This window comes from Burkholderia sp. Ac-20345 (assembly GCF_017104825.1).
Classification (GTDB): Bacteria; Pseudomonadota; Gammaproteobacteria; order Burkholderiales; family Burkholderiaceae; genus Burkholderia; species Burkholderia lata_B.
The window spans coordinates 40,410-62,186 of record NZ_JAAGPO010000031.1 but is presented as its reverse complement, the minus strand read 5'-3'; the positions used below and the strand labels follow the sequence as shown (position 1 = coordinate 62,186).

Here is a 21,777-nt window from a genome sequence, read left to right as displayed (position 1 = left end):
ACTCAGTATGGACATGGTGTCGCCTCAGTTTCCGAATGACGCGGGCACCATCTGGTCCTGGAGCCGGTTGGTCTTACCCGCTCGGCTCAGCACCAGTTCACTTTGCTGCTCGGCTACGAGCTTGTCCTCCGTCTCGGCCAGCATGCGAAAGAGCTGCAGTTTGGTCATCTCGTTGCCGACCGCCGTGGATTCGGTCTGAATACGCGCCTGCAATTCCGCGACGCCCTTCGGGTCCTGCGTCGCGTTGATCTGTTGCGCAAGACTCTGGATCTGGTCCAGCTCCTGCAGCTCGGTCTGGTATGCCTGCAGGCCGAACGCCTTGTCCTGGTAGGGTTTGTTGAGCGTGCGCCGGCACAACTGCTGATCCACCCCGGTTTGGTCATCGCAGTCGTAGACCTGACTGGCCGAGCGCAATGCCTGCGCACTACCCGTCAGGCCTGCATAGCCGCCGTTCTGGATCGCGGTATAGACGCTCTGCCAGTTCGACGGCAACGAGTTGGCGACGACCGGATTGCTCAGAAACGTGCCGAAACCGCGTGAACCAATCGTCGACTGATAGATCTGCATTTCTTGCTGCACTTGCTGCTTGAGTTGGCCCACGGTGGCAATGGCCTGCACAACGTTCTGTGCGTCGTAAACCGGGATCCCTTGCGCGTGAGCGCCAGCGCATTGCGCCGCACACACGAATGCGACAGTGATCCATTTGCTTCGTCCATTCATGGTCGTTACCTCCTGGTCAGCTGTCCTGCTGGCCCAAATTCGCGCGCGCAGCGCGCTGGTAAGCTGGGGCCCCGTCGCCGCCCGACCCAAATCTCCCGCCCGAACCCGTCCGATCGCGAATTTCGCCACCGGAGGGCGGGCCTCGTCCGTTACGGCTAAACGCCCGCCCGATCGCCGTGACGAGGCTTCGCGATGCCATGCCGGCCACAAACGCACCGAAACCCGACAGCGTGGCGCCGCCAGACAAGCCCGCTGCAACCGAAGGCAACTGCCAACCGACCATCGCGAGAAACACCCCGGTCGCAAAGAGCCCAATCGCGGCAGCCGCTGCGGCGGCATCGTCTAGGGAGGCGGAAACGGCTTGCATCAGGGCTGACGAGCCGTCACCGGGTGAACCGCCCGTCGCGTGGAACGAAGTGAGATCGGCCGAGAACGCCGTGAGCGCCATGCCAAGGAAGGCAGCAACCAGAACCTGTAGCAACGCGTAATTGGCAACCTTCGCGGTCCACGCCTCGAAAAATCGCGCAGTGGGCGCAAACGCGGCGCACGCGATGAAGATCGGACCCAGTCCGAGCACGAGATCGAGCAGCATCCTCGCCATCACGACCTCGAAGGCCAGCACGATCAAAAAGATGGATCCGCCGAGCGCAGCGATGAGGCCGCAGAGGAAATCCCCAATCGCGGCGGCCAGACCGCTCGGACTGATTCCCTCATGCGTCGCCTTGTTGAAGTAGGCGTCCATCACGAGATCGACCTGTTGGTCGTAGCAGTCGAGTGTCTGGTAAATGCTGGTCGCGGCTCCCTGTCCGGTCACGGTGCTGCCGTTAGCCGACCCGCATCCCGGATTGCCCCCACCCGTCGTGTTCGCCGCGTTCTGGATGGTCTGGGCCAGCCCGGCCGTTGCGCCGTTGACGGCTGTGACGACCTGCTGCTGGTAGATCCCGGCGCTCAGCGCGAACGCGAGCGTGATCGACACTTTCAGCCCTCGCCAGGCAAAGGCCGGCACCGCCTCGTGGGCTTCGCCGCGCACCACCGCGAGACCATAGGCCAGCACCCAGATCGTGATGCCCGTGGTGACGACCGGAACGAGCGCTCCGGAAAGCGCCGACGATACGGTCGTAACGTAGGTCGACATGCCGTTTTCGAGTGTGCCCCCTACGGCGGTAAAGAGGCCACTCATCGCGCGCCTCCCGGCCCGGGTGCTGGCGACAAGCGCGAGCTCGCCTGTGCCGCCCGGCGCTTCGCTAGTCGGTCATGAAAAACGGGCAGCCAGTCTTTCGGCATATCTCCGACTTCGGCACGGATTGCATCGAGCAGTTCGACGTTGTCGGTCGTGCCGGACAGGACATCGAGCACATCGCCAAGCCCTGCGAGATCGAGTCGGCCGATCGCGGAGCGATGGCCCTGCTTGACGAGGAACAAGCGGCTGCTCTCGCCCAGGTTGCGCACGATATTGAATTCGGCTTCGGTCAGCTTGAAGCCACGCACGTAATCGTCGTAGTCGGCGCGTGGATTCGGCAGGAAGAAAAACGTCGCGCTCTGCTCGATCAGCGCACTTGTTATTTCGCTTCGCAATACGTCGGCTGGCGACTGTGTATCAAAAATCCCCAGCCCGTTCTGCTTGCGGATTGTCTTCTGCTTGTTCTTCGCAAAATCAGTGAAGACCGGGTCCCCGAGCCGCTTCCAGAACTCGGTCATCACATAGATGAAGCGTCGCCCGTCGATCAGGTTTTCGGTCCGATGCAGCAGGTACATCGTCACGGGCGTCGACACCTCAGGGTCGTCCAGCAACTCGGTGTCATCGAAACCAAACAGTTTCGCGTGCGACAGATCGATGCGGTCCGTTGGATTATCGAGTACCCACCCCAGACGTCCGCCCGCACACCATTTGGCCAGCCGCGCATGCAGGCTGTTTTCGCCCACGTTCGGTACAAGCTGCCGTACCATCGACAGACGGCGCAGGGGCTTGTCCATACGCGCTACCTCTCGCACGGCACGAGAGATGTCGAGTTCGTCCTTTGCAGACAATGGCTCGCCGACGTCGACGAGTTTGCGCACGAGGCGCTCCCAGAAATCGATAACCGGCTCATCCGGTGCCATCTGGAACGGATTCAGCCCGGTGGGATCGCCGCGACGGAACACGGTATAGGTGCCACCCATCGCACGGATCGCGATCTCCGTGCCGCGATCCTTGTCGAACAGCACCGCGGTCAGGTCATACTTGATCGCCATCGCGAGCAAGAACAGTTCGAGCACCGTCTTGCCGGCTCCTGCCCGGCCGATGATCTGCGTGTTGGCGAGTGCCTTCTCGTCGAGTGAATCCTGCTTATCCGGTGTCGCGTGGAAGTTCAGATAGAGCGGCTGGCCGCTGGGTGTCTTGACGATCGTGATTGCCTCGCCCCACGGATTGCCTTCGCGCTTGCCGGTCGCGAAGTTGTGCAGGCTTGCCAGACCGCAAAAATTTCGCGATGTGAGCTTCGCTTCGCGCGGTCGGTAGCGCCAGTTGCCCGGTAGTTGCGCAAACCAGGCCGCGTCAGCCACGAGATCGATCAATGCCGTCTGGAACCCGGCATCGGCCAGTTGCGTTCGTGCCTTCGCGACACTGCGAGACACTTCATTCAGCGCGTCACCGAGCACCGCCAGCGAATAGTGATACTCGCCAAGAACGAAATTCCCGTTGATCAGATCATCGAGCGCGCGGTCGATCGCGTCGACTTGGGACAGGGCAACGTCCTCACCGGCGATAAGCTGATTGCGCTGCCGCTCCAACGCCTCCTTCGCCGTGGGTTTATCCAGGATCGTGAAACTCTGCGTCTCGATATACTCGAAGTCGCCGTACAACAGGCCATTGAGCATGCCCGGTTCGGTGTCTTCGGGATAATCCTTGAGGTCGAGCATCACCGCGAACCGCGTTGCCGTCGGCATGCGAATCTCGATTTTCTCGGTACCAACAAAGAGCCGCGAAATCGGTAGCGACTCGCGAATCGTGCCGGCTGGCACGGGCTCAGGTTCCCAGACTCCGTTGACCAGATATCCGAGGAGTTCCAAAGCTGACGAATAGCGGCGCGAAGTGGCCACGATGGGACTCGGCCTGCGATAGACACCAAGCGCGACCGGTTCATAGGGTTTCAGGCTCGATTCGACCTGGGCAGCGAGTTCCGACATCATCTTCAGCGCGTCGAGCTGATCGCGCCGAATATCGTCGCGCGTGCGGCGTGCCGCATGGCTGAAGACACGTCCGAGGCGGGTGCGATTGGGCCGGTAGACCACCGTCAAATACAACTCGTTGGCCATCATCCGATAGCCGGCAAAACTCGCGTAGTAGCGCGTCGCCAGATCCTCGCAGAAGCGGTTGTCGTACTTCGTCGAGAATCGGTCCGACACCCGTCGGCGCAGACGATGCGACCACAGCGCCACATGGCCGCCCGCCAATCCGCGCACAAATTGGTTGAACCCATCATGTCGCGCGAGGATGTCGGCGGGATCGGCCGCCTCAAACGCAATGCCGGCTATCTTCCAGATCTGCAGGTAGTCGCCTTCGCGCGTCTTGATGACGTGGTCGGTCACATGCGTCGAGTACGGGATATAGCCGGCAAGCGGCACTTCCCGGCTCGCGACGGATCCGACATGCGATTTGCGCGGCATGTCATGCCCTCCTCTTCAGGCGTACCGGCACATAGGCATGTACACCCCAGAAGCGGCGATTGCCCTGACGCAGCGCCATGCGAACGCGTCGCGCGTGCTGGGCAAGCCGTTGATCGTCATGGCGCGTCGTCACCCGCATCGCGAAGAACACCGGGATCATCAAAAGGAGGATCGCGACACCCAGCGCAGGGCTGGCCAGCAGTGCCCAGATCGCCGGGATCAGCATGCCGCCGCCGACCATCAGGAAGGGCACCAGTGGCACACCCCAGAGCATCGCGGGACGCGTGCAGCCTTTGAATACGGGATCCTTGAGCGAATACATGGTTCGGCGCCCCCGGATCAGCTCGACGGAATCAGCATGCCGGCGATGACGGTCGCGCAACCGACGAATAGACCGCCGATAAACACGTTCGCGATATCACCGAACCGGGCGTGCTGGAACATCATCCGAAAGCCCGCCCAGATGATGGAAATCGAACAGATCACGCCCCCGACGCTCAGCAGCGTCGTCTGGATCGTGTTGAGCAGCGTATTGACCTGTGAGAGTTGTGCGCAGGCCGGAGACGCGAACATCAGGGACGATGTGACGAGAATGATCGTCAGCGCCATCTTTCGGTCAGACAGCAATCGCATCGTCATTCCGACCAATCGCCGGCATTTAAATCGTATTCCTAAGTACATTTTAGAATCCTGTTCGATATATCGCTGTCTGTTTCGTCAATGGCGAGTTAAAACACCACCGCGCTACTGTTCGGTTTGAGCCGCTCCTGGGTGTCAGGCGAAGCGGTGTTCACACCATCCCGATCCCGCCGCGATAGCTTCCGAACCTCAGGTTCAGAACCGGGAGCGCGAATCGGCGCTGCAGAATCCATCGGTACGACCGGAATAGGTGTAATTGCGGGAACGAACGAATCCGAGGAGGCTTGCGCCGCTGCGCTCTCCACGACACGCTGGACGTACCCCGTCTGGTAGCCGGTCGAGAAATTTCCGCTCTCATAGCAGGAAAGGCTCGCGCGTAGTGCAGCCTGTACATCAGCCTGATAATGGGCGCGTGCGTCGAACTTTCCGGTCGTCACGGCCGCTGTAAAGCAGCGGTGGAGAATGGCGGCGCCTGCTGCCAGGTTGCGACAAGGCTCGAATGCGTTCTCGGCGGTCAGGCCAAAGGTCGGCCAGTTCGCTCGATTCACCTGCGCGAGCCCGACACTGAAATTCCAGCCGCCCGCCTCCAACGCGCGCACTGTCGCGACCGCTTCGGCCATATTCGATGGCTGTCGACGAAGCCGCCCGTGAACGATGCCGATCGCGTAGGGATTGAATCCCGATTCGGTGCGCACGATCGCCGCCATCGTGGCCGGAGCGATCTGCGGCGCGCAGTCGTGCGCGAGCGACAAGAAATCGAGCGGCATTATCGATTCCCCTCTCCTGGGCGGACGACCTGCTGCAGGAGATGCACTGCTGACGTCGCAGGATAGCGGGCGGCATGTGCGTTGTTGCCTGCCGCTTCGTTCAACGTCCCACTTGTAGCAAGATCACAGGTTGGAACAGGATCGCCGTCTCGCAGCGCGGCCCATAGTCTTTCGATCGGCGGCACGCATTCGGCGTACTGCTCCGGGCCATCGGGATTAGACAGACACAAACTCACCTGACAACCCCAATCATCCCCTTGTGCAACGTCGGACCACGCCATCGACATGCCAAGCACGACCGCAATCGCCAGCACGCGACGCCACGCGATTTGTTGCACGTCCGAAAGCAACGCGGAATTACGCATGGCATACCTCGGCTATTTCCGACTGCAATGCCGGTTCATGCGCAGAGCCGAGTCGCCGAGCGAGCACATCGAAACACGCGCGCATGGCTTGCCATTCTCGATTGGCTGCCAAATCGGCTGAGCTGAAGTCCATAATCGAGACCCCGTTCGCCTGCGCCAGCGAGATGGTGTCGAGCCGAGGTAGCAATAGATGGCCGCTTGGGCTCTGATCATGCGGAACAAGCCAGGCAGCCATGCAGGCCTCGAGCCGCTTGAATCGAGTCTCCTGACGCAGGCTCGTCTCGACGCAGTTGGGCAGGATGCCGATAAAGCACAAGGAGGGATTGAGCCGGGCTCGGACGCTACGCACGCCATTGCTGCCATTGACGAATTCGACCACCTGCTCGAGCGTGTCAGGCGACAACAGAACGGGACTGATCAGCGCATCCACGAGCGCCGCTGCACAAATGGCTCGCGAATCAGGCCACGGCGAACTATCGATCAGACATACGTCAAACAACGGCGCGACTTGGGACAGTAGATGTCGCAAGTTGGCGTAGCAACGCGCGCCGACCGGATCGTCTCGATACGCAATACCCGCAATGGCGTCCGCAGCAAGCACGCCAATGCAGGATCCAGTCGAATCGGGCAGTCTCTCAGACCTAACATTGAGCGCCCCGCACTTCATCAACCGTGCGCTTGCGCCGCGTGTAAGCGAAATAGCACTACGCGCCGGCTCGGCCAGATCAAGCACCAACACACGATATCCACATACAAGGCGAAGATAATGGGCGAACTGACACACCACTGTCGTTCTGCCTGTACCACCATGGGCCGAAGCCACCAGAAGCGATTTCATGGTCGTCATTCCTCGGATGGGGCTCCGAGCATCGACGTCCCTGCATGGAAAAGAGGGCTCGCGGCATGTGGAAGGGTCGCGACGTGTTCAACCGGCATTGTCGATACCACGTCGGAAAACAAAAAAGCCTGCGATTGCAGGCTCTCACACGAGCGCTACGGCACATTACGCCATCACACAGACATCAATGCTGCGGGGCCGCTAACGCGTACTCGGTCGTGCTGCGCACGTTGACCGGATCAGATTGTTGGCTTCACTGTAGGCCAGCCGGCACGCCGATTCAAGAGCCGACATGCGTCGACGAGATGGCACGATATCCCTATCATTCCGCGGAGCTTCTCGCTATTCCTATATTTATTTCGCGGTCGGGGTGAACGCGATCTTACCCACGGCTGACCTACACGAGGCGAGCGCGACTCATGCCGCACAAGCGCCCGTACGATGGAAGTCGTCGAACATTCTTCCCGCGAATGTCACTGTTGGGTCTCGGCTTCTGCAAGGGCACGAGCAAGCGCGGACTGTGCCGCATGGAGTTCCAGATCGAAATGTTGACGCGGATGGCGGGCAATCTTCAGTCGTCGACACACGACCTCCCGACTCGCATGCCAGAGATAGATCATTCGCAGAAGGTCCCGATTTCGGGGCGCCAGTGTTCTCCACGCTCGGGTCACATACTCGGCATCAATAGGATCATGGGCACCACGATTCGACTGCCCCCAGTTGCGAAGACGCTCATCAAGCGACGGCGGCGGCTTATCGTTTTTCATCGCTGCCGTCCTGCTCTTCAGGTTCGCGCGCCTGCGACGCTCGATATCGTGCAGGATCTGCCAAAAACTGTTCGATATCGGCCGCCCGCCACCCTACCATTCGCCCGCCAAGCGCAATCGCGCGGGGAAAAGTTCCGTCTTGCATGCGCTTGTAGATCGTCGACCTCGATAGACCAGTGCACTGCTCGACCTGTCGTCGGCGCAAGATTGTCAGCGTTCCGTCATCATTCCAAGACATGATTCGCCCTCCATATCCGGCATGAACGTGGCCGGAAGTGAAAAGCATTCAAGCAGTGAAGATGACGATGGACCAAACCCGTCGCATCGACGGGACATCCCGTCGGTTCAGCGCGGAATCCCGGCGGAAATCGCGGATGGTATGACCGAGGCGCGGTGCGAGGTCATCGCGCGTTGATGCAACGTCCCCGCGGCGGCCGACTTCGCAACTTCCCCAGAGGCAGGGAGGGTGATTTCCGGGTGCTCTACGCAAGACTTGTCGGTCTCACGGCGCCGCGCTCGACGCCGTAATGGGTGACGCGAGCTGCCCCGTCATCAGTCGTTGGAGCTTTTCCCAGGCAGCGCAGTACCTGTGCATCGGCACGGCCGCCAATTGTTCGTCATGAACAACCAAGATCTGCTCGATCGTGGACTGCTCGCGATCGAGCAACAGCCAAGCTGCACCCTGCTCCGCACGAGCAATGCATGCATCCAAAGCGGCCTCGGCTTGCCGATACATACTCAAATCCGCACCCGGTCCGGTCTCGCTGCGCATATAAAACGCGAGATAGACGACCCGGAGCAGACAACTGATTTGCTCTTCTCCTCCATGACCGGCCCGCACAGCGGCCAGCGCCATATGATTTTCGAGGGACAGCGCGCGGACCTTCGCGGTCGGCAATGGCAGGAGATCGCCTTTCGTAAGCGGCTTGCGACCCGAGCGTCGGACTTTCGGCAAAACCATGAGCCATGAAGTGTTCACAATGATGTTGGGACATGATACCGCGAGCCTCACATCAAGCCGAACGCACGCTACCGACTCCAACTCCAGCCAACGCTAGGCTGAAGGCCGGATACCTACTCCGGCGATGTTCGGCTCTAACGGTTCAGTGCTGCTCAGAACTTGACCCTCATCCCGGCACCCACGCTGTTGCCAGTCGACACACCGGTGATCGTGTCGTAACGCCAAGCTGCATACACATCGGTCCGCTTCGACAACGGGTAGTCGTAACCCAGCGCGACCGTCGACCAACGGATATGATCGCCTACCGACGGTCGCCGCCGCGTTCCCGCCCATGACATCAGTACGCTTCCTAACCCTATTCGAACGCTTGCCCCGAGCTGCACCGTATCGTCCGTGACGTGATTGTTGTTGTCCACGCGCTCGTACTGGGCGAACAGCTTGACCACACGCAACCGATACGCGCTACCGACCATCCATGCGGTCTGCGCGGTGGCGCCGTTGAGAAACAGCGATGCCGTATGCAAACTCTGCACGGCAGCCGTCGCGGAAAATGGACCGGCGAAGTACAACACGTTCGCGCTGTAGTTGGCCTGCCCGGCATGGCCCGCAACGCCGGCATTGCTGTACAGCAGGCTTCCGGACAGACCGGCAACCTCAGGGGTCTGATAAAGGAGCGAATTATCGATCGCCGTGTCGCTCTGGAGTGACGCAGCCCCCATGGCCGAGCCAAGGAAACTATGTACGACAATCGGTGAGAAGACAAACGAATTGCCGAACGGATTGAACAGCAGCGTCGACACGAACAGTGGCGCGGTATTGCGCCCCAGCGTCAACTCTCCGAAATGCCCGCTCAGACCAACGAAGGCATTTCGCCCAAAAAATGACTGTCCAGGAAACGAGCCGACCTGGCCGCCGTTGATGCGATAAAAGCTCTCGAGCGTGAAGATGGCCTTCATACCCCCGCCCAGATCTTCCTTACCGGACATCCCCCAATAGGAAGTCGTCATCCCGCCAGAACCGACTTGCCACGCATTGCCGGCTGCACCGGCGGGATGCACTTCGCCAACGAAAGCGTCCGCTAGCCCATACAGCGAGACCGATGATTGCGCATGCGCGATCCCGGCACAGGTGTACATGCCCAATACCACAGCGAACTTACCCGCGCTTCCCCGAAATCTTCTTATCTGCATGATGTCTCCTTCCTCTTTGTGATTGTTTGTTCGTATCGTGCTGTCTTGGAATCGACACGGTTCAGTCCGGTCGCACACGCGCGAGCGGCCGACCGCTGTCGGCCAGCGCGATCGCCACTACGATCTCGTTCGGTGCCGGTGCATCGGCGAGCGTCAGCGAGACCGTGTCGAAGTGGTCAAAGCTCCACATATCGGTGCTGCCGTGCAGCGGAACGTCCACACACGTCCCTGGCGCACCGCGCTTGGTGACTGACGGAATCAACGATGTGGCGCCGGGCAAGCTCTCGCGCATGGCCCTGCCCATGCGAGGATGCAAGATCGCCGCCGCACATTCGAGCGGGACCTCGCTGCCCACAAGCGCTGCCTTGCCGTAGGCCTGGATTGCCGACGGCGGGACATCCAGCGCCCATCGCGCGCGGCCTGTGAGCAACGTGCCGAGCTCAGCGCCCAGTTCATAGAGCGACTCAAGCGTCGCAAGCGGCTCATCCACTCGCCAGCCGTCGAGCCGCAGGACCGCCGCTACGACGACTTGCCGATGCGGCGGGTCAACCGGTACGTGTAGTTCTGCACGTCGCTCGACCAGATGAACCAGGATCCTTGCAATAGGCGGACTCACGTGCGCACCTCCGTGTCCTCGATCCGATCCCGGATCGTCTCTGGCGGAGCCGGGAACGGACCACGTGCGCACTCGTACGCCCGTGCCGCGCGCAGCACCAGCGCATCACCGCCCGACGGGCCGATGATCTGTAGGCCCGTCGGTAACCCGCTGGGCAAACCACACGGCACGCTCGCCGCCGGCAAGCCGGTCTGGTTGCACCACGACGTCAACGGCGGCGCCATGCGCGAGTGCTCGGGCCGCCCCTGCGCGAGCGGTGGGGCACAATGGAATGTCGGCGTGAGCAGTAGGTCATAGTCTTCAAAGAACGCGGCCATCGCGACCGTAAGCGCGTGGCGCGCCTGAAGTGCATCGACGAAGGTCGATGTGGGGACGCTATCGCCCGCCTCGGCCAGCGCACACACATCCGGATCGAGCTGCGGCCGCGCCGAGGGAGGAAGCTGCCGGGCCCTTTGTGCAAAGAAGACGGCCCACTGGATTGCGTGCATGCGGCTCTCCAGATAGCCGTCAAGCGGCTTCACAGCCGTTTCCTCGACATGTGCCCCGAGCGCCTCGAACAGGCTCACCGCCTGACGGACGCTCGAGGTGATGTCGGGCTCGACCTGTACCCCCGCAGGTGCCGGGCAATAGGCAATGCGCAACCCGGCAATGCCATCGTCCAGACCGATGCGCAGATCGGGACAAGCAGAAGCAAGACTTCGCGCATCACTCTGGCGGGCCATCACCGTCAGCATCAGCGCCGCGTCGCTTACGCAGCGCGCGATCGGTCCAAGCGTCGACAGATGAGTCCAACTCACCGCCGTACCAGCTGGCACCCGGTTGAACGACGGTTTCATCCCGACCACTCCGCTCCAGCAGGCTGGGACACGGATCGAGCCGCCACCGTCTGTGGCCAGCGACAACGGTCCCACACCGAGCGCAACCGCTACAGCGGATCCGCCGCTGCTCCCCCCGGACGTGAGACGCCGGTCCCACGGGTTACGGGTAATGCCGGTGAGCGGGCTGTCCGTGACGATCTTGTTGCCGAACTCCGAGGTCGTGGTCTTGCCGAACAGCAGCGCGCCAGCCTGCCGCAGTCGAGCGACCGCGGGTGCGTCATCGGCCTCCGGCGCACTGGGTGACGTGAGTGATCCGTATCGGGTCGGCAGTCCGCGCACGGCGACGAGGTCCTTGACCGAGACCGGCACGCCATCCAGCAATCCACATGGCTCCCCGCGCATCCAGCGTCGCTCCGACTCGCGGGCGGCGGCCAGAACGCCGTCCTCGTCGAGGCTGCACACGCCGTTGACAAGCGGATTGACGAGCGCGACCCGGTCCAGAACCGCGCAAATAACCTCGACGGGCGAGAACGAGCGGCGCCGGTAGCCGACCATTAGTTTCTCGACGTTCATTTCGAGTACATTATTCATATGTAATCCTTAGTAAATAAGAGAAATTTGAACGCGTTGGATTGCCTCATGCCTATCCCGCGCACTGTGATGGAATCGGTCCGGCTGAGTCCAACACCGCGAAACTATTGTCCGGCAGTGCCCTGCCGATACGGGTTTGGCACAACACATGGTCGCCGTCCTGGCTCACGCCCGCCTTGCCACGCGGAAGATTCAACGAGACACCCGGCAGCGCGGCTTTCACATGGGCAACGTCGACGCTGCCGGCCGCCTTGACAGCCGCTGCAAACAGGCGAAGTCCGGCATACGTGCACTCGCCGTGCGGTAACACCACGGCCAACTGCCCTAACCGAGGGTCGTGTGGGCCAGCTTCATGTGCCGTGTAGCGCGCGAGAAAGTCCCGGTTCTCCGGATTGTCGACGCTCATGAAATACGAGGACACGCCGATGATTCCGGTCGACGCGCCGGTGGTTGCGATCGACAACGACTCGTGCGCAATGTCAGTCACCAGTTGCGGTTTCATGCCGAATGAGCGGTACTGTTTGACGAAGGTGACCGGGTCGTCGCCGATGCTGTGCCAGACGATCTGTGGGCGCTGGCTTGCGATCTGCTGAAGCACCGCACCATAATCGCGTGTGCCGAACGGCAACCAATACACGTTGAGAAACTGCCCGCCGTAACGCTTCACCGCTGCCTGCAGTCTGGGCACCAGCACCTTGCGGTTGCTACCGATGTCCGAGACCACCGCGCACACCGTGCGACCACCCTTGCGCATCAGCCAATCAATCAGTGGGTCGACGCGCTGGTTGACAGTCAGGCCCGTAGTGAACAGAGTCGGATCGCAGCGCCCCTCGTCGAAGTTCGGGTAGATCACGAGCCGCCCAGCGGACTTGGCGGCCTGCAACGCAGCTTCGCGCTCGGACGGCAGCACCATGCCGGTCAGGACCGCGACCTCATCGCGCATCAACAGTTGCCGGGCCTTCTGCAACGTCACGGCAGTGGACATCTGGGTATCCTCGACGCTCAGTTGCAACGGACGCCCCAGCAATCCACCGGCGGCATTGATTTCGTCGACGGCTAACTGTGCGCAGTTGCGATTGGTCTCACCCACGCGGGTGAGCGGACCGCTCAGCGGTGCAAGCAAGCCAATCTTGAGCGGCGTGGTGGCCCGTACCAAAGATGGCATAGCAGAAGTGGTGAGTGCACCGACGGCACTGAATAAGGCGGTTCGGGTAAAGGCACGGCGGTTCATCATGTTCTTCATTGGGTGCAGTTCAGGTTGGAATGCGTCGAATGTGGTGCAGAGATTGAAGGCGTGTCAGACTCGGCAGCCGGCGACAGGTATTGCGCCAATGGATGGGCCCCTGCGGCACCGCTTCGCGGCTCGATGCGACCGGCATGGGCAACTCGCCCATTCTTGAGCACGATGCAGCGCTGCGCGCTGCGCAGCACGAGGTCGAGGTTCTGCTCGACCAGGAGCACGGCGAGCTGCGATCGGCGGCACAATGTTGGGATGACCTCGCCGATCAGCTCGACCAGATTCGGCTGCACACCGTCGGACGGTTCGTCCAGCAACAGCAGTTTCGGCCGACCGCACAGCGCGCGGGCAATCGCGAGCACCTGTTGCTCACCGCCGGACAGCGTGCCGCCGTGCTGCGAGAGTCGCGACTTGAGGATGGGGAAATATTCGAAAACCTCGTCGAGAATCGCACCACCGCCAGCAGCCTGCGTGCCCATCATGAGGTTCTCGCGCACGGTCAGCTTGGGAAAAATCCAGCGCCCCTGAGGAACCATTCCGATGCCGCGTCGGGCGATCGCATGGGTGCGCAAGCCGTTGAGGGATTGCCCCTGAAACCGTACGTCGCCTGTCATGCGTGGCAGCAAACCCATGATCGCTTTGACCAAGGTCGTCTTGCCCACGCCATTACAGCCGAGCACGCCAACAACTTCGTTTGGCCCGACGTCAAGGTTGAGTTGATGCAGCACTGCAACGTCGCCATATCCGGCAGACAGATTCTCAATGTGTAGCATGCCCCGCTCCCTGACCGAGATAGATGCGCCGGATTTCTTCATCGCGCGCGATGTCCGCATAGGAGCCGCGTCGAACGATCTGGCCGCGGTGCATGACCCAGGTCTCGCACCGTAGTGCCTCGACAAAGCTCAGGTCGTGCTCGATCGCGAGTACCGCGCAGCGCTCGCGCAGACGGTGAATCAGGCATACGAGCCGCTGCGCATCGGCGACCGACAGGCCAGCGGCCGGCTCATCGAGCAAGAGCAACGCGGGTTGGCACATCATCGCCATCCCGATCTCCAGCCACTGGCGTTCACCATGCGGCAGAGTCATCGCACATAAGTTGGCCTGGTCCGACAGTCCTATCTCGTCCAGAATGGCGTCCGGGTTCGGCATCGGCGTGTCCCGGTACGAGGCAACGCCGAGGCCCGCGACGACGAGGTTCTCGCGCACGCTTATTGAAAGAAATGTGTTCGTGCCTTGGAACTTGCGAACCACACCGCGTCGGCAGAATCGGTGCATCGGCCGACCCGTCATGCGCTCACCGGCGAGGTACAACTCTCCGGCCCCCGGCGCGATCGCACCGGACAATAGCCCGACCAAAGTGCTCTTGCCAGCGCCGTTCGGGCCAATCACGCACAGCAGATCGCGCGAGCCAATCGACACATCGACGTTGTCGACCGCATGAATGCCGCCGAACGCGCGCTGCAACCCTTCCCCCTTTATCAGTGGCATATCCATTACCGGCCTCCTTCCACGCGTTCGGCACGATGTAAGGGGCTACGTCTCGGTCGAATTCGGTTGATCCGACGTGCCCCAGCGATCAAGCCACCGAGTCGTACGCCGTTGGGCAGGAACAGCACGCAGCAGAGGAACAATGCGCCGAGCAGCAGCGGCCATCCGTCAGTAGTTGCGCTCGATACCGTTTGCTTAAGCAGCGTCAACCCGACGGCGGCGAGCACCGGACCACCAAGCGTGCCTTTACCGCCGATCGCCACCCATAGAATGACTTCGGTGGCCAGTACCGGCGAGAACACATCGGGCGCCACAACCCCCGAACAGGCAGCCATCAACGTGCCTGCGATAGCGGCAAGTCCGGCCGATGCGATGAACACAAGCAAAAGGTGCCCGGACGTGTGATAGCCGCACGCCTTTGCGCGCCATTCGTTCGTCGCGATCGCGGTCAAGACTTTGCCGTACCGGCTGCGACATACGAGCCAGGTCGCGACGAGCAGTACGGCAAGCACTGTCACGACCGTGTACCAGGACCCGCGCACTCCGCTCAAATCGAGCGTGTGTCCGACCAGTGAGAAGGACAATCCCGGAATGCCGAGGAGGCCCGTGTCACCGCCCGTGACCGACTGCCAGCTTGTCGCCAGTTGCTGGACGACAATCAGCACGGCCATGCTGATAATGGCGAAAAAATGCAACCGCACACCGGCGAACAACAGGAAATAGCCCAACACGGCCGCGACGACCACGGCACAGACCAGCCCCACGATCACTCCGACGGCGGACGTCTGTCCATATTGCACGGTAGCGATTGCGAAACCGTACGCGCCGAGTCCGAAGAAGGTCGTGTGTCCGAGCGTGAGCACACCAGCCCTACCCCAGAGCAGGTCGTAGCTCAGCGCCAACAGTCCCATGACCAGCGCATCCCGCACGGTGGACAGCGAATAACTCCCTAGGCTAAACGGCAAGATCAATGCTGCAGCAACAATCGCTGCGCCGATTGCCATCGGAGAGATGTCTTCGATACTGATCGCTGGTTGAAACAGCCAGCGGCGCCTACTCACAAGAAGTTGTTGGAGCATGATTCAACCTTTACCGTGGGACTGATGGGCGGCACTGAAACCGGGCAACAGGCCTTGTGGACGAAAACGGATCAGAACGATCGACAGGATCAGCACGATCGCCGAGGCGAGCGACGGATCCACGCGATAGCTAAGCAGCGTTTCAGCTGTACCGACGAAGGCGCTGCCCAGCAGACTGCCGGCGATCGAACCGATACCGCCCAACACGATCACGAAAAACGCCTTGGCCAGATAGGCGACGCCAAGATGGGACTCCACCGATATCATCGGCGCGACAAGGACGCCCGCCAGCGATGCGAGGGCGGCACCGCCACAGAACGCCAGCCGGTTCAGCCGCCGCGTGTCGATACCGACTGCCTCAGCCATCGATGGGTGCTGGATCACGGCACGCAACTGAATTCCGAAGCGTGTATAGGCGAATAGCAGCCAGCAACTGGTCGTCACCACCGCTGCAACGCCAATCACGAAGAGTCGATATGCCGGATAGCTGCCCCCCGGCACGGGAATCGCCCCATCTAAGGGCGCGTACACCAACATCGGATGTGTGCCGAAAATCAATTCGAGGGCTTTTTGGACAATCAAGCTGATCGCGTACGTCGCGAGCAATGTGTCGAGCGGACGGTCGTAAAGCAGTCGGATCACGAGGCGCTCAAGGAACCACCCGAGCACCGCACCAACCACCGGCGCCACAAACAACGCGAGCCAGAACGCATGCGGTCCACCCAACGATTGCGTCACTGCCAACGTGTAGGCCCCGATCGTCACCCATTCCGCGTGTGCGAGGTTCACGATGTCCATCAGGCCGAAAACAATTGCTAGCCCCAAAGCAATTAGCATCAAGATGCTGACGTAACTCAATATATTTAGGATTCCTACCATATATACCTCACAAGCTCACACCACTCAAAAGGGCGCGCGCCATCTCAACGTGACACGTCACCCTAGGGGGGCGACATCCCTTGACTCAAACACCCCCGCCTTCCACCGGTTCAGCACCGGGCCCACATCGCCCACACAAATTCACAATATATTGTTAATTCTAGGACAAAACAAATCGAATTCACAATATATTGTGAATTTCGGAGCGAATGCTCCCCGATACTCGATTTGCCTAATCAAATCGAGTTGGCATGACCACAGAATCATTCATCAAAGCACTCGGCAACGAGATACGCAGCCGTCGCAAAAGAAAAAAGCTGACACAGGTCGGGCTCGCTGTTCGCGCAAACGTCCATCCCAATACCGTCTCGCTCATCGAACGCGCCGAGACGGTTGCCGGACTCGAAGCCCTGCTCGTTCTGGCTGAGGCACTCGACACGCCGCTATCGCAGATAATCAAAGGCGCCGAGGACCGCATCAATCTTCGTTGATCTGTTCTGTTTCGGCTCCCCATCTCTGCGGAGCTATTCCCCCGCCGCAACACTTGCCGTAACCCAAGCCACTAGCGCCGCGCTGTCGGCCGTGGTGACGCGTGCTCGATGGATATATCTGACTTCGCCACCAAGCGAGTTGGTAGCGCTAGACGATACAGGCCGACCTCCGGCAGCGGCGACCCTCTTCGGCAAATTTATTATCACTAATCTACGAGCCTAGAAATCGGCTGTCAACCACCGACATCGTCGCGTTTACCCGATAATTTTCCACCCTCAAACACCCTTGACACACATCATCATCGCACCTACCTTCTATTTATTATAATTAATTGGAGGCGAGATGGCCAACTACCTTTGCGAGCTAACGACGCACGAGCTCAGCGCCCTCTACGAAAACGGTGAAGCCTCGCCGGTCGACGTCATGCGTGACGCGCTCGATCGCATTCAGTCGCTCGACCCGGTGGTCAATGCGGTCTGCGAAATCACCGACACAGCGTTCAGCATGGCAGAGGCCTCCGAGGCCCGATGGCGACGCGGCATACCCCTGGGGCCGCTTGACGGTGTACCGATCACGATCAAGGACAACGTTTCCATCGCAGGCGTCGCAACTCGGTTCGGCTCTCGCGTTACCACGCCGGAAGCGTCTCATTGGGACAGTCCCTGCGTTGCAAGACTGCGTGAAGCGGGTGCAATCTGCTTTGCCAAGACCACCCTGCCCGACTTTGCACATAAGATCGTCACGGACAGCCCCCTTACCGGTACTACACGCAATCCGTGGGATCTCACGCGTACGCCCGGTGGCAGCAGCGGTGGTGCAGCAGCAGCAGTTGCGCTCGGGATGGGCTCCGCAGCAATCGGGACCGACGGCGGTGGTTCCATTCGTATTCCCGCTGCATTCACGGGAACGTTCGGGTTCAAACCAAGCTTCGGGCGCGTGCCCCATGCGCCCCGCGGCCCGTTCGGTTTGCTCAGCCATGTCGGCCCTATGACGCGCTGCGTTGAAGATGCGGCGCGCATCCTGACCGTGATCAGCCTGCCAGACAGCCGTGACTGGTACGCTCTACCGTTCGATGGTGGTGACTACGCACGCGGTCTGCAATGTCGGCCTGTCCCCGACGGCATCCGTATCGCCTGTAGTCCAACGCTCGGGCTGCCGATTGCGGTTGAACCTGGAATCCACGCTGCCGTGATGCGTGCCGCAATCACCCTCCGCGAATTAGGTGCCCGAGTTGATGCTGCCGACCCGCCCAGCATCGATCGATGCAACGCCGTCCATGCGACCCTATGGCGCGCGTTCTGCCGACAGCTCACGTCCAGCCTGCCCGGTGACATCGAGGAACTGGATCCGACGCTGCAGGCACATGCTAGTGAAGGAGATGACGTTTCGCGTGAGGCATTGCTGGGCGCGCTGATCGAACGTGGCGACCTAGGTGCCGCGGTCAATGCTTTTTTCGAGCGACACGATATCCTGATCTGCCCTGTGTACCCGCGTGTCGCCATGCCGCTCGCCGAGGTAGCGTCGAGCAATGAGCTGTTTCCACATTTCACTGCATGGTGTAATCAACTCGGCTTGCCCGCGGCGAGTCTTTACGCAGGCTTAACGGACGACCAACTACCCATTGGTGTACAGATCGTCGGAGGCCGTCACTCTGATGCGTTGGTTCTTTGGGTCAGCCATGTGCTCGAGCTCGCATTGGGAAGAGCGCCATTGGCTGAGATGACGCGCGCTCTGTTGGCTTCTGTCCCTGGCGGGAGACGCGAATGACCTGAGATAGCCGAACAGATTGCACCTCGTTCGCAGCACACGTAAGCTGAGGTGAAATGCGGGTGGCGATGACCGGCCGAACCGACGGCAACGTCCGCGAACATCCAAATTTATCGAATCGACAGCACACTCTGTAGGTCCTGGCGATCCGATGATGTCATTTCCGTGTCCGCGAACCGGCGATCGCAGCGAGCGTCAACATTGACCGCCAATCACGACTCGCCGCGTTCGCTAAGATCCAATTCGGAATCCAGTACCAGCTTCTGCTGCAGCGCAGCGTGCACTGTGCGCAGTTGCACATACGCCTCGTCCATGTGCTCGGTCATGAGCTGTGCGACCGCGTCGGCATCCCGGTGTCGCGCGGCGTCCAGTATCGCGCGGTGCGCGGCGACCGTATGCCGCCCGAATGCCTGATAGTCCTGCTGCGTCACGTTTCCCGCCACGATCACGAGCGTGTGCAGCATCTGGTTGATGATCTGGCACAGGCTGCGCAGAAACGCATTCGGATGCGCAGCAGACAGCACATCGTGGAAATGGATATCCTCATGGCGCTGGTCGAGCGCCTCGGCGTGACGTGCCTCGAACGGCTCGCAAACGGACACACTGCGCTCGAGCGCCTCGAAATCCGCGTCTGTCAGATGGGGGACCGCACCCGCCGCCACCATGGGCTCCAGCGTGCGACGCACCGCATAAATGTCTTCGAGCGTGACGCTCTCGAAAAATAGATAGTTCTGCAGCGACTGAAATGCTCGGGCCAGTGGCACGCGTGTGATCGTTGCCCCGCCATCCGGCCCGGTACTGAGGCTTACAAGCCCTTGTATCTCTAGCGCTTTGAGCGCGTCGCGCATCGAGCCTCGGCTGACATTGAACATCTGCTGAAGCTCAGCCTCCTTGTTCAAGCGTTTCCCCGGTCGCGCCTGCCCGTCGTTAATCCAACGCTTGATCTGCTCGGCCACTTGGTCGCCTCGCTTGATCGCGCGCGAGCCTCGTTTATCCGGCTGCGCCGGCGGCATCTTCTTTTCGGTTGTCGGTTTTCGCCCTGCCATATCGGTCACGTCCGTCGTTGGCCATTCACTGCTGTATCCCGGCGCCATTATCAGGCATCCGCGCCCGACACGGCCAGATTTCCGGCTCCATGCAAGCCTCCCTCCCAACGTTGGGAGTAGCCGGGATAGTGCCCACGACCTACGCTGCAATCCGAACGCCATGCGCCGAGTACCCATCACTTCCCTGCATGTCGGTCACTCGATATTGGTTGCCATCAGGAGAAATCCCTCATGTCACGGTCGGTGAAGTCGTCTCAGGTGCAATCCACGCTTGCGACAATCCGGGCCAACCTCTCGGCCGACGGACTGGAACTAGATCAACTTGCAGCACGCATGCGTTTGCACGGCCCCGAAGCCGACCGGACACGGCAGATTCCAGATGCAGTTTTTGCATCGTCGGACGTACCTGCGCTGAACCTGAATCTCGTTCCAGCCGCATACGGCGGTTGCATGGACGTGCAATCACTGATGTCGCGCACCACACTGATGGAATATCTCGGGTACGCCGACGCGGCGCTAGCGCTCGCGCTGCCCGGCCCCGGCCTCGCAATGCCGCCCGTCCTCGCACTCGGCAGCGGCGAGCAACAAGCCCACTTCTTCAAACAATTTCGCAGCGACACACCCCGGTGGGGTGCGTTTGCCATTACGGAGCCCGACTGCGGCTCGGATGCGACCGCGATGCGGACCACCGCTCGCAAGACGGCACGCGGCTGGGTTCTGAACGGCACCAAGTGCTTCATCACCAACGGCGCACGCGCGGACGATGTGATCACGTTCGCCACCATCAATCGGCACGCTGGTCGTTTCGGCGTTCGAGCGTTCCACGTCGATCGCAATATCCCAGGCTTCTCTGTCGATCGCGTCGAGCAAATGGTGGGGCTGCGCGCCAGTCAGCTCGCGGTTCTCTCCTACACCGATTGCGAAGTACCTGACGACGCGCTTCTCAGACGCGGCGACGAAAAGCCCCTCAACGACGCGTTTTCGGGCGCACAACACGCATGGGACTACTTCCGCCCCCTACTTTCCGCAGTCATGGTCGGCGCATGTCGACGAGTACGCGACGATCTCGCGGCCTACTTCAAGGGAGGCGGAGATCCTGTGGATCCACGCCAGCGCACGGTGAATGTGAACGAGGCCCTGCTCGATATCGATCGGCAAATCGCTACAGCCCAGTTGCTCTGCCGACACGCGGCGTGGAAAACCGATCAGGGCATCGCGAATTCCATGGATTCGTCAATGGCCAAGGCGTATGCGTCACAAGTAGCCGCCCGCGTCACCCGAGCGGCGATCGATCTCGCCGGCCTTGATGGTATCGCTGCCTTTCCGTCGCTCGAGCAAAGCTATCGCGATGCAAAGGCCTTCGACATCATGGAAGGTACCGGGGACCTGCAGCGGCTCATGATTGCTCGCTCCGCACTACGCTCGGCATCTCTTCCCTGGGAGGCCATCCCTTCCGCGTCGCACCGCTCTACAGAAGCGCACCCATCCTGACCCCGTCCGAAATTCGCACTGGAGATCGCTCATGGCAACCCACCCCGCCTCCCCCAGCTCCGCCGGCGTGTCCGAGACAGTAAAAGCCTGCTTGCTATCGGTACTTGGCAGCACCCTAAGCACCGATCTCATCATAGATGACACCAATCTCTTCGATGTCGGCGTAGACTCGATGAATATGACGGACTTGCTGCTTCAACTCGAACAGCGCTTTGGCTTCACGCTGGCCCCCGAAGATCTATCCGCCGATCTATTCCTGCGTTTCGGCAATCTCGTCTCGTTCGTCGAATCCCATGCGTCCTTCGACTGACTTCACTGGCGCCGAGCCGCGCATTGTCGCCACGGCACGATATATCCCACAGCACGATGTCCCGGCCGATG

At 60.9% G+C, this 21,777-nt stretch carries 24 protein-coding genes; 4 read left to right on the top strand and 20 right to left on the bottom strand.

Going from position 1 to position 21,777, the window contains the following annotated elements; all coding sequences use genetic code 11:
- Positions 1-24 precede the first annotated feature (24 nt).
- The 19 genes from virB5 to urtB all read right to left on the bottom strand — a co-directional run bounded on the left by virB5 (position 25) and on the right by urtB (position 16,600).
- Positions 25-720, bottom strand: coding sequence for a P-type DNA transfer protein VirB5 (virB5, locus tag G3O06_RS14435; RefSeq protein ID WP_205816478.1), 696 nt, complete (start codon positions 718-720; stop codon positions 25-27).
- 16 nt (positions 721-736) lie between these two features.
- The gene (locus G3O06_RS14430; RefSeq protein ID WP_205816477.1) at positions 737-1,900 is read right to left on the bottom strand and encodes a type IV secretion system protein; all 1,164 of its coding nucleotides are present in this window, start codon (positions 1,898-1,900) and stop codon (positions 737-739) included.
- Positions 1,897-4,365 (bottom strand): VirB4 family type IV secretion/conjugal transfer ATPase, encoded by a 2,469-nt coding sequence (locus G3O06_RS14425; RefSeq protein WP_205816476.1) that lies wholly within the window; start codon positions 4,363-4,365, stop codon positions 1,897-1,899. Before G3O06_RS14425 ends, G3O06_RS14430 begins: the two co-directional genes overlap by 4 nt.
- Before the next feature lies 1 nt (position 4,366).
- Positions 4,367-4,687: a VirB3 family type IV secretion system protein gene (locus G3O06_RS14420; RefSeq protein ID WP_205816475.1), complete on the bottom strand. Its 321-nt coding sequence runs from the start codon at positions 4,685-4,687 to the stop codon at positions 4,367-4,369.
- A gap of 17 nt (positions 4,688-4,704) precedes the next feature.
- Positions 4,705-5,046 (bottom strand): TrbC/VirB2 family protein, encoded by a 342-nt coding sequence (locus G3O06_RS14415; RefSeq protein WP_205816474.1) that lies wholly within the window; start codon positions 5,044-5,046, stop codon positions 4,705-4,707.
- A gap of 47 nt (positions 5,047-5,093) precedes the next feature.
- Positions 5,094-5,771: a lytic transglycosylase domain-containing protein gene (locus G3O06_RS14410; protein ID WP_205816473.1), complete on the bottom strand. Its 678-nt coding sequence runs from the start codon at positions 5,769-5,771 to the stop codon at positions 5,094-5,096.
- A complete protein-coding gene (locus tag G3O06_RS14405; RefSeq protein ID WP_205816495.1) occupies positions 5,771-6,136 on the bottom strand; it encodes a hypothetical protein in 366 nt (121 codons plus the stop codon). Before G3O06_RS14405 ends, G3O06_RS14410 begins: the two co-directional genes overlap by 1 nt.
- A complete protein-coding gene (locus G3O06_RS14400; RefSeq protein ID WP_205816472.1) occupies positions 6,129-6,974 on the bottom strand; it encodes a ParA family protein in 846 nt (281 codons plus the stop codon). The genes G3O06_RS14405 and G3O06_RS14400 overlap by 8 nt, the downstream gene beginning before the upstream one ends.
- Before the next feature lie 473 nt (positions 6,975-7,447).
- The gene (locus G3O06_RS14395) at positions 7,448-7,741 is read right to left on the bottom strand and encodes a hypothetical protein (RefSeq protein WP_205816471.1); all 294 of its coding nucleotides are present in this window, start codon (positions 7,739-7,741) and stop codon (positions 7,448-7,450) included.
- On the bottom strand, positions 7,728-7,979 hold the full coding sequence (locus tag G3O06_RS14390; protein ID WP_205816470.1) for an AlpA family phage regulatory protein: 252 nt from the start codon (positions 7,977-7,979) through the stop codon (positions 7,728-7,730). The genes G3O06_RS14395 and G3O06_RS14390 overlap by 14 nt, the downstream gene beginning before the upstream one ends.
- Positions 7,980-8,243: 264 nt before the next feature.
- The gene (locus G3O06_RS14385; protein WP_205816469.1) at positions 8,244-8,702 is read right to left on the bottom strand and encodes a hypothetical protein; all 459 of its coding nucleotides are present in this window, start codon (positions 8,700-8,702) and stop codon (positions 8,244-8,246) included.
- Positions 8,703-8,854: 152 nt separating this feature from the next.
- Positions 8,855-9,892 (bottom strand): porin, encoded by a 1,038-nt coding sequence (locus G3O06_RS14380; protein ID WP_205816468.1) that lies wholly within the window; start codon positions 9,890-9,892, stop codon positions 8,855-8,857.
- Between the two features lie 61 nt (positions 9,893-9,953).
- Positions 9,954-10,508 (bottom strand): amino acid synthesis family protein, encoded by a 555-nt coding sequence (locus G3O06_RS14375; RefSeq protein WP_205816467.1) that lies wholly within the window; start codon positions 10,506-10,508, stop codon positions 9,954-9,956.
- Complete coding sequence (locus tag G3O06_RS14370) at positions 10,505-11,917, bottom strand: amidase family protein (protein WP_205816466.1); 1,413 nt, start codon at positions 11,915-11,917, stop codon at positions 10,505-10,507. The genes G3O06_RS14375 and G3O06_RS14370 overlap by 4 nt, the downstream gene beginning before the upstream one ends.
- A gap of 52 nt (positions 11,918-11,969) precedes the next feature.
- Entirely contained in the window at positions 11,970-13,148 is a 1,179-nt protein-coding gene (locus tag G3O06_RS14365; RefSeq protein ID WP_205816494.1) for an ABC transporter substrate-binding protein, read from the bottom strand.
- A gap of 8 nt (positions 13,149-13,156) precedes the next feature.
- Positions 13,157-13,927 carry an ABC transporter ATP-binding protein gene (locus G3O06_RS14360; protein WP_205816493.1) on the bottom strand — a complete coding sequence of 257 codons (771 nt, stop codon included), beginning with the start codon at positions 13,925-13,927 and terminating at the stop codon, positions 13,157-13,159.
- On the bottom strand, positions 13,914-14,648 hold the full coding sequence (locus tag G3O06_RS14355) for an ATP-binding cassette domain-containing protein (RefSeq protein ID WP_205816465.1): 735 nt from the start codon (positions 14,646-14,648) through the stop codon (positions 13,914-13,916). The genes G3O06_RS14360 and G3O06_RS14355 overlap by 14 nt, the downstream gene beginning before the upstream one ends.
- On the bottom strand, positions 14,648-15,721 hold the full coding sequence (locus tag G3O06_RS14350) for a branched-chain amino acid ABC transporter permease (RefSeq protein WP_205816464.1): 1,074 nt from the start codon (positions 15,719-15,721) through the stop codon (positions 14,648-14,650). Before G3O06_RS14350 ends, G3O06_RS14355 begins: the two co-directional genes overlap by 1 nt.
- 3 nt (positions 15,722-15,724) lie before the next feature.
- Positions 15,725-16,600, bottom strand: a complete 876-nt coding sequence (urtB, locus tag G3O06_RS14345; RefSeq protein WP_205816463.1) for an urea ABC transporter permease subunit UrtB — start codon at positions 16,598-16,600, stop codon at positions 15,725-15,727.
- 251 nt (positions 16,601-16,851) lie between these two features.
- Here urtB and G3O06_RS14340 point away from each other — a divergent pair, with 251 nt between their 5' ends.
- Together G3O06_RS14340 and G3O06_RS14335 are read left to right on the top strand one after the other, a co-directional pair.
- On the top strand, positions 16,852-17,091 hold the full coding sequence (locus G3O06_RS14340) for a helix-turn-helix transcriptional regulator (protein ID WP_205816462.1): 240 nt from the start codon (positions 16,852-16,854) through the stop codon (positions 17,089-17,091).
- Positions 17,092-17,434: 343 nt separating this feature from the next.
- Positions 17,435-18,859, top strand: a complete 1,425-nt coding sequence (locus tag G3O06_RS14335; RefSeq protein WP_205816461.1) for an amidase family protein — start codon at positions 17,435-17,437, stop codon at positions 18,857-18,859.
- 212 nt (positions 18,860-19,071) lie between these two features.
- On the opposite strand, the gene G3O06_RS14330 is transcribed toward G3O06_RS14335, so the two are convergent.
- A complete protein-coding gene (locus G3O06_RS14330) occupies positions 19,072-19,905 on the bottom strand; it encodes an FCD domain-containing protein (protein ID WP_205816492.1) in 834 nt (277 codons plus the stop codon).
- A 231-nt stretch (positions 19,906-20,136) separates the two neighbouring features.
- Here G3O06_RS14330 and G3O06_RS14325 point away from each other — a divergent pair, with 231 nt between their 5' ends.
- Together G3O06_RS14325 and G3O06_RS14320 are read left to right on the top strand one after the other, a co-directional pair.
- Positions 20,137-21,396, top strand: coding sequence for an acyl-CoA dehydrogenase (locus G3O06_RS14325; RefSeq protein WP_205816460.1), 1,260 nt, complete (start codon positions 20,137-20,139; stop codon positions 21,394-21,396).
- Between the two features lie 31 nt (positions 21,397-21,427).
- Positions 21,428-21,706, top strand: coding sequence for an acyl carrier protein (locus G3O06_RS14320; RefSeq protein ID WP_205816459.1), 279 nt, complete (start codon positions 21,428-21,430; stop codon positions 21,704-21,706).
- The last annotated feature ends 71 nt before the right edge of the window (positions 21,707-21,777 follow it).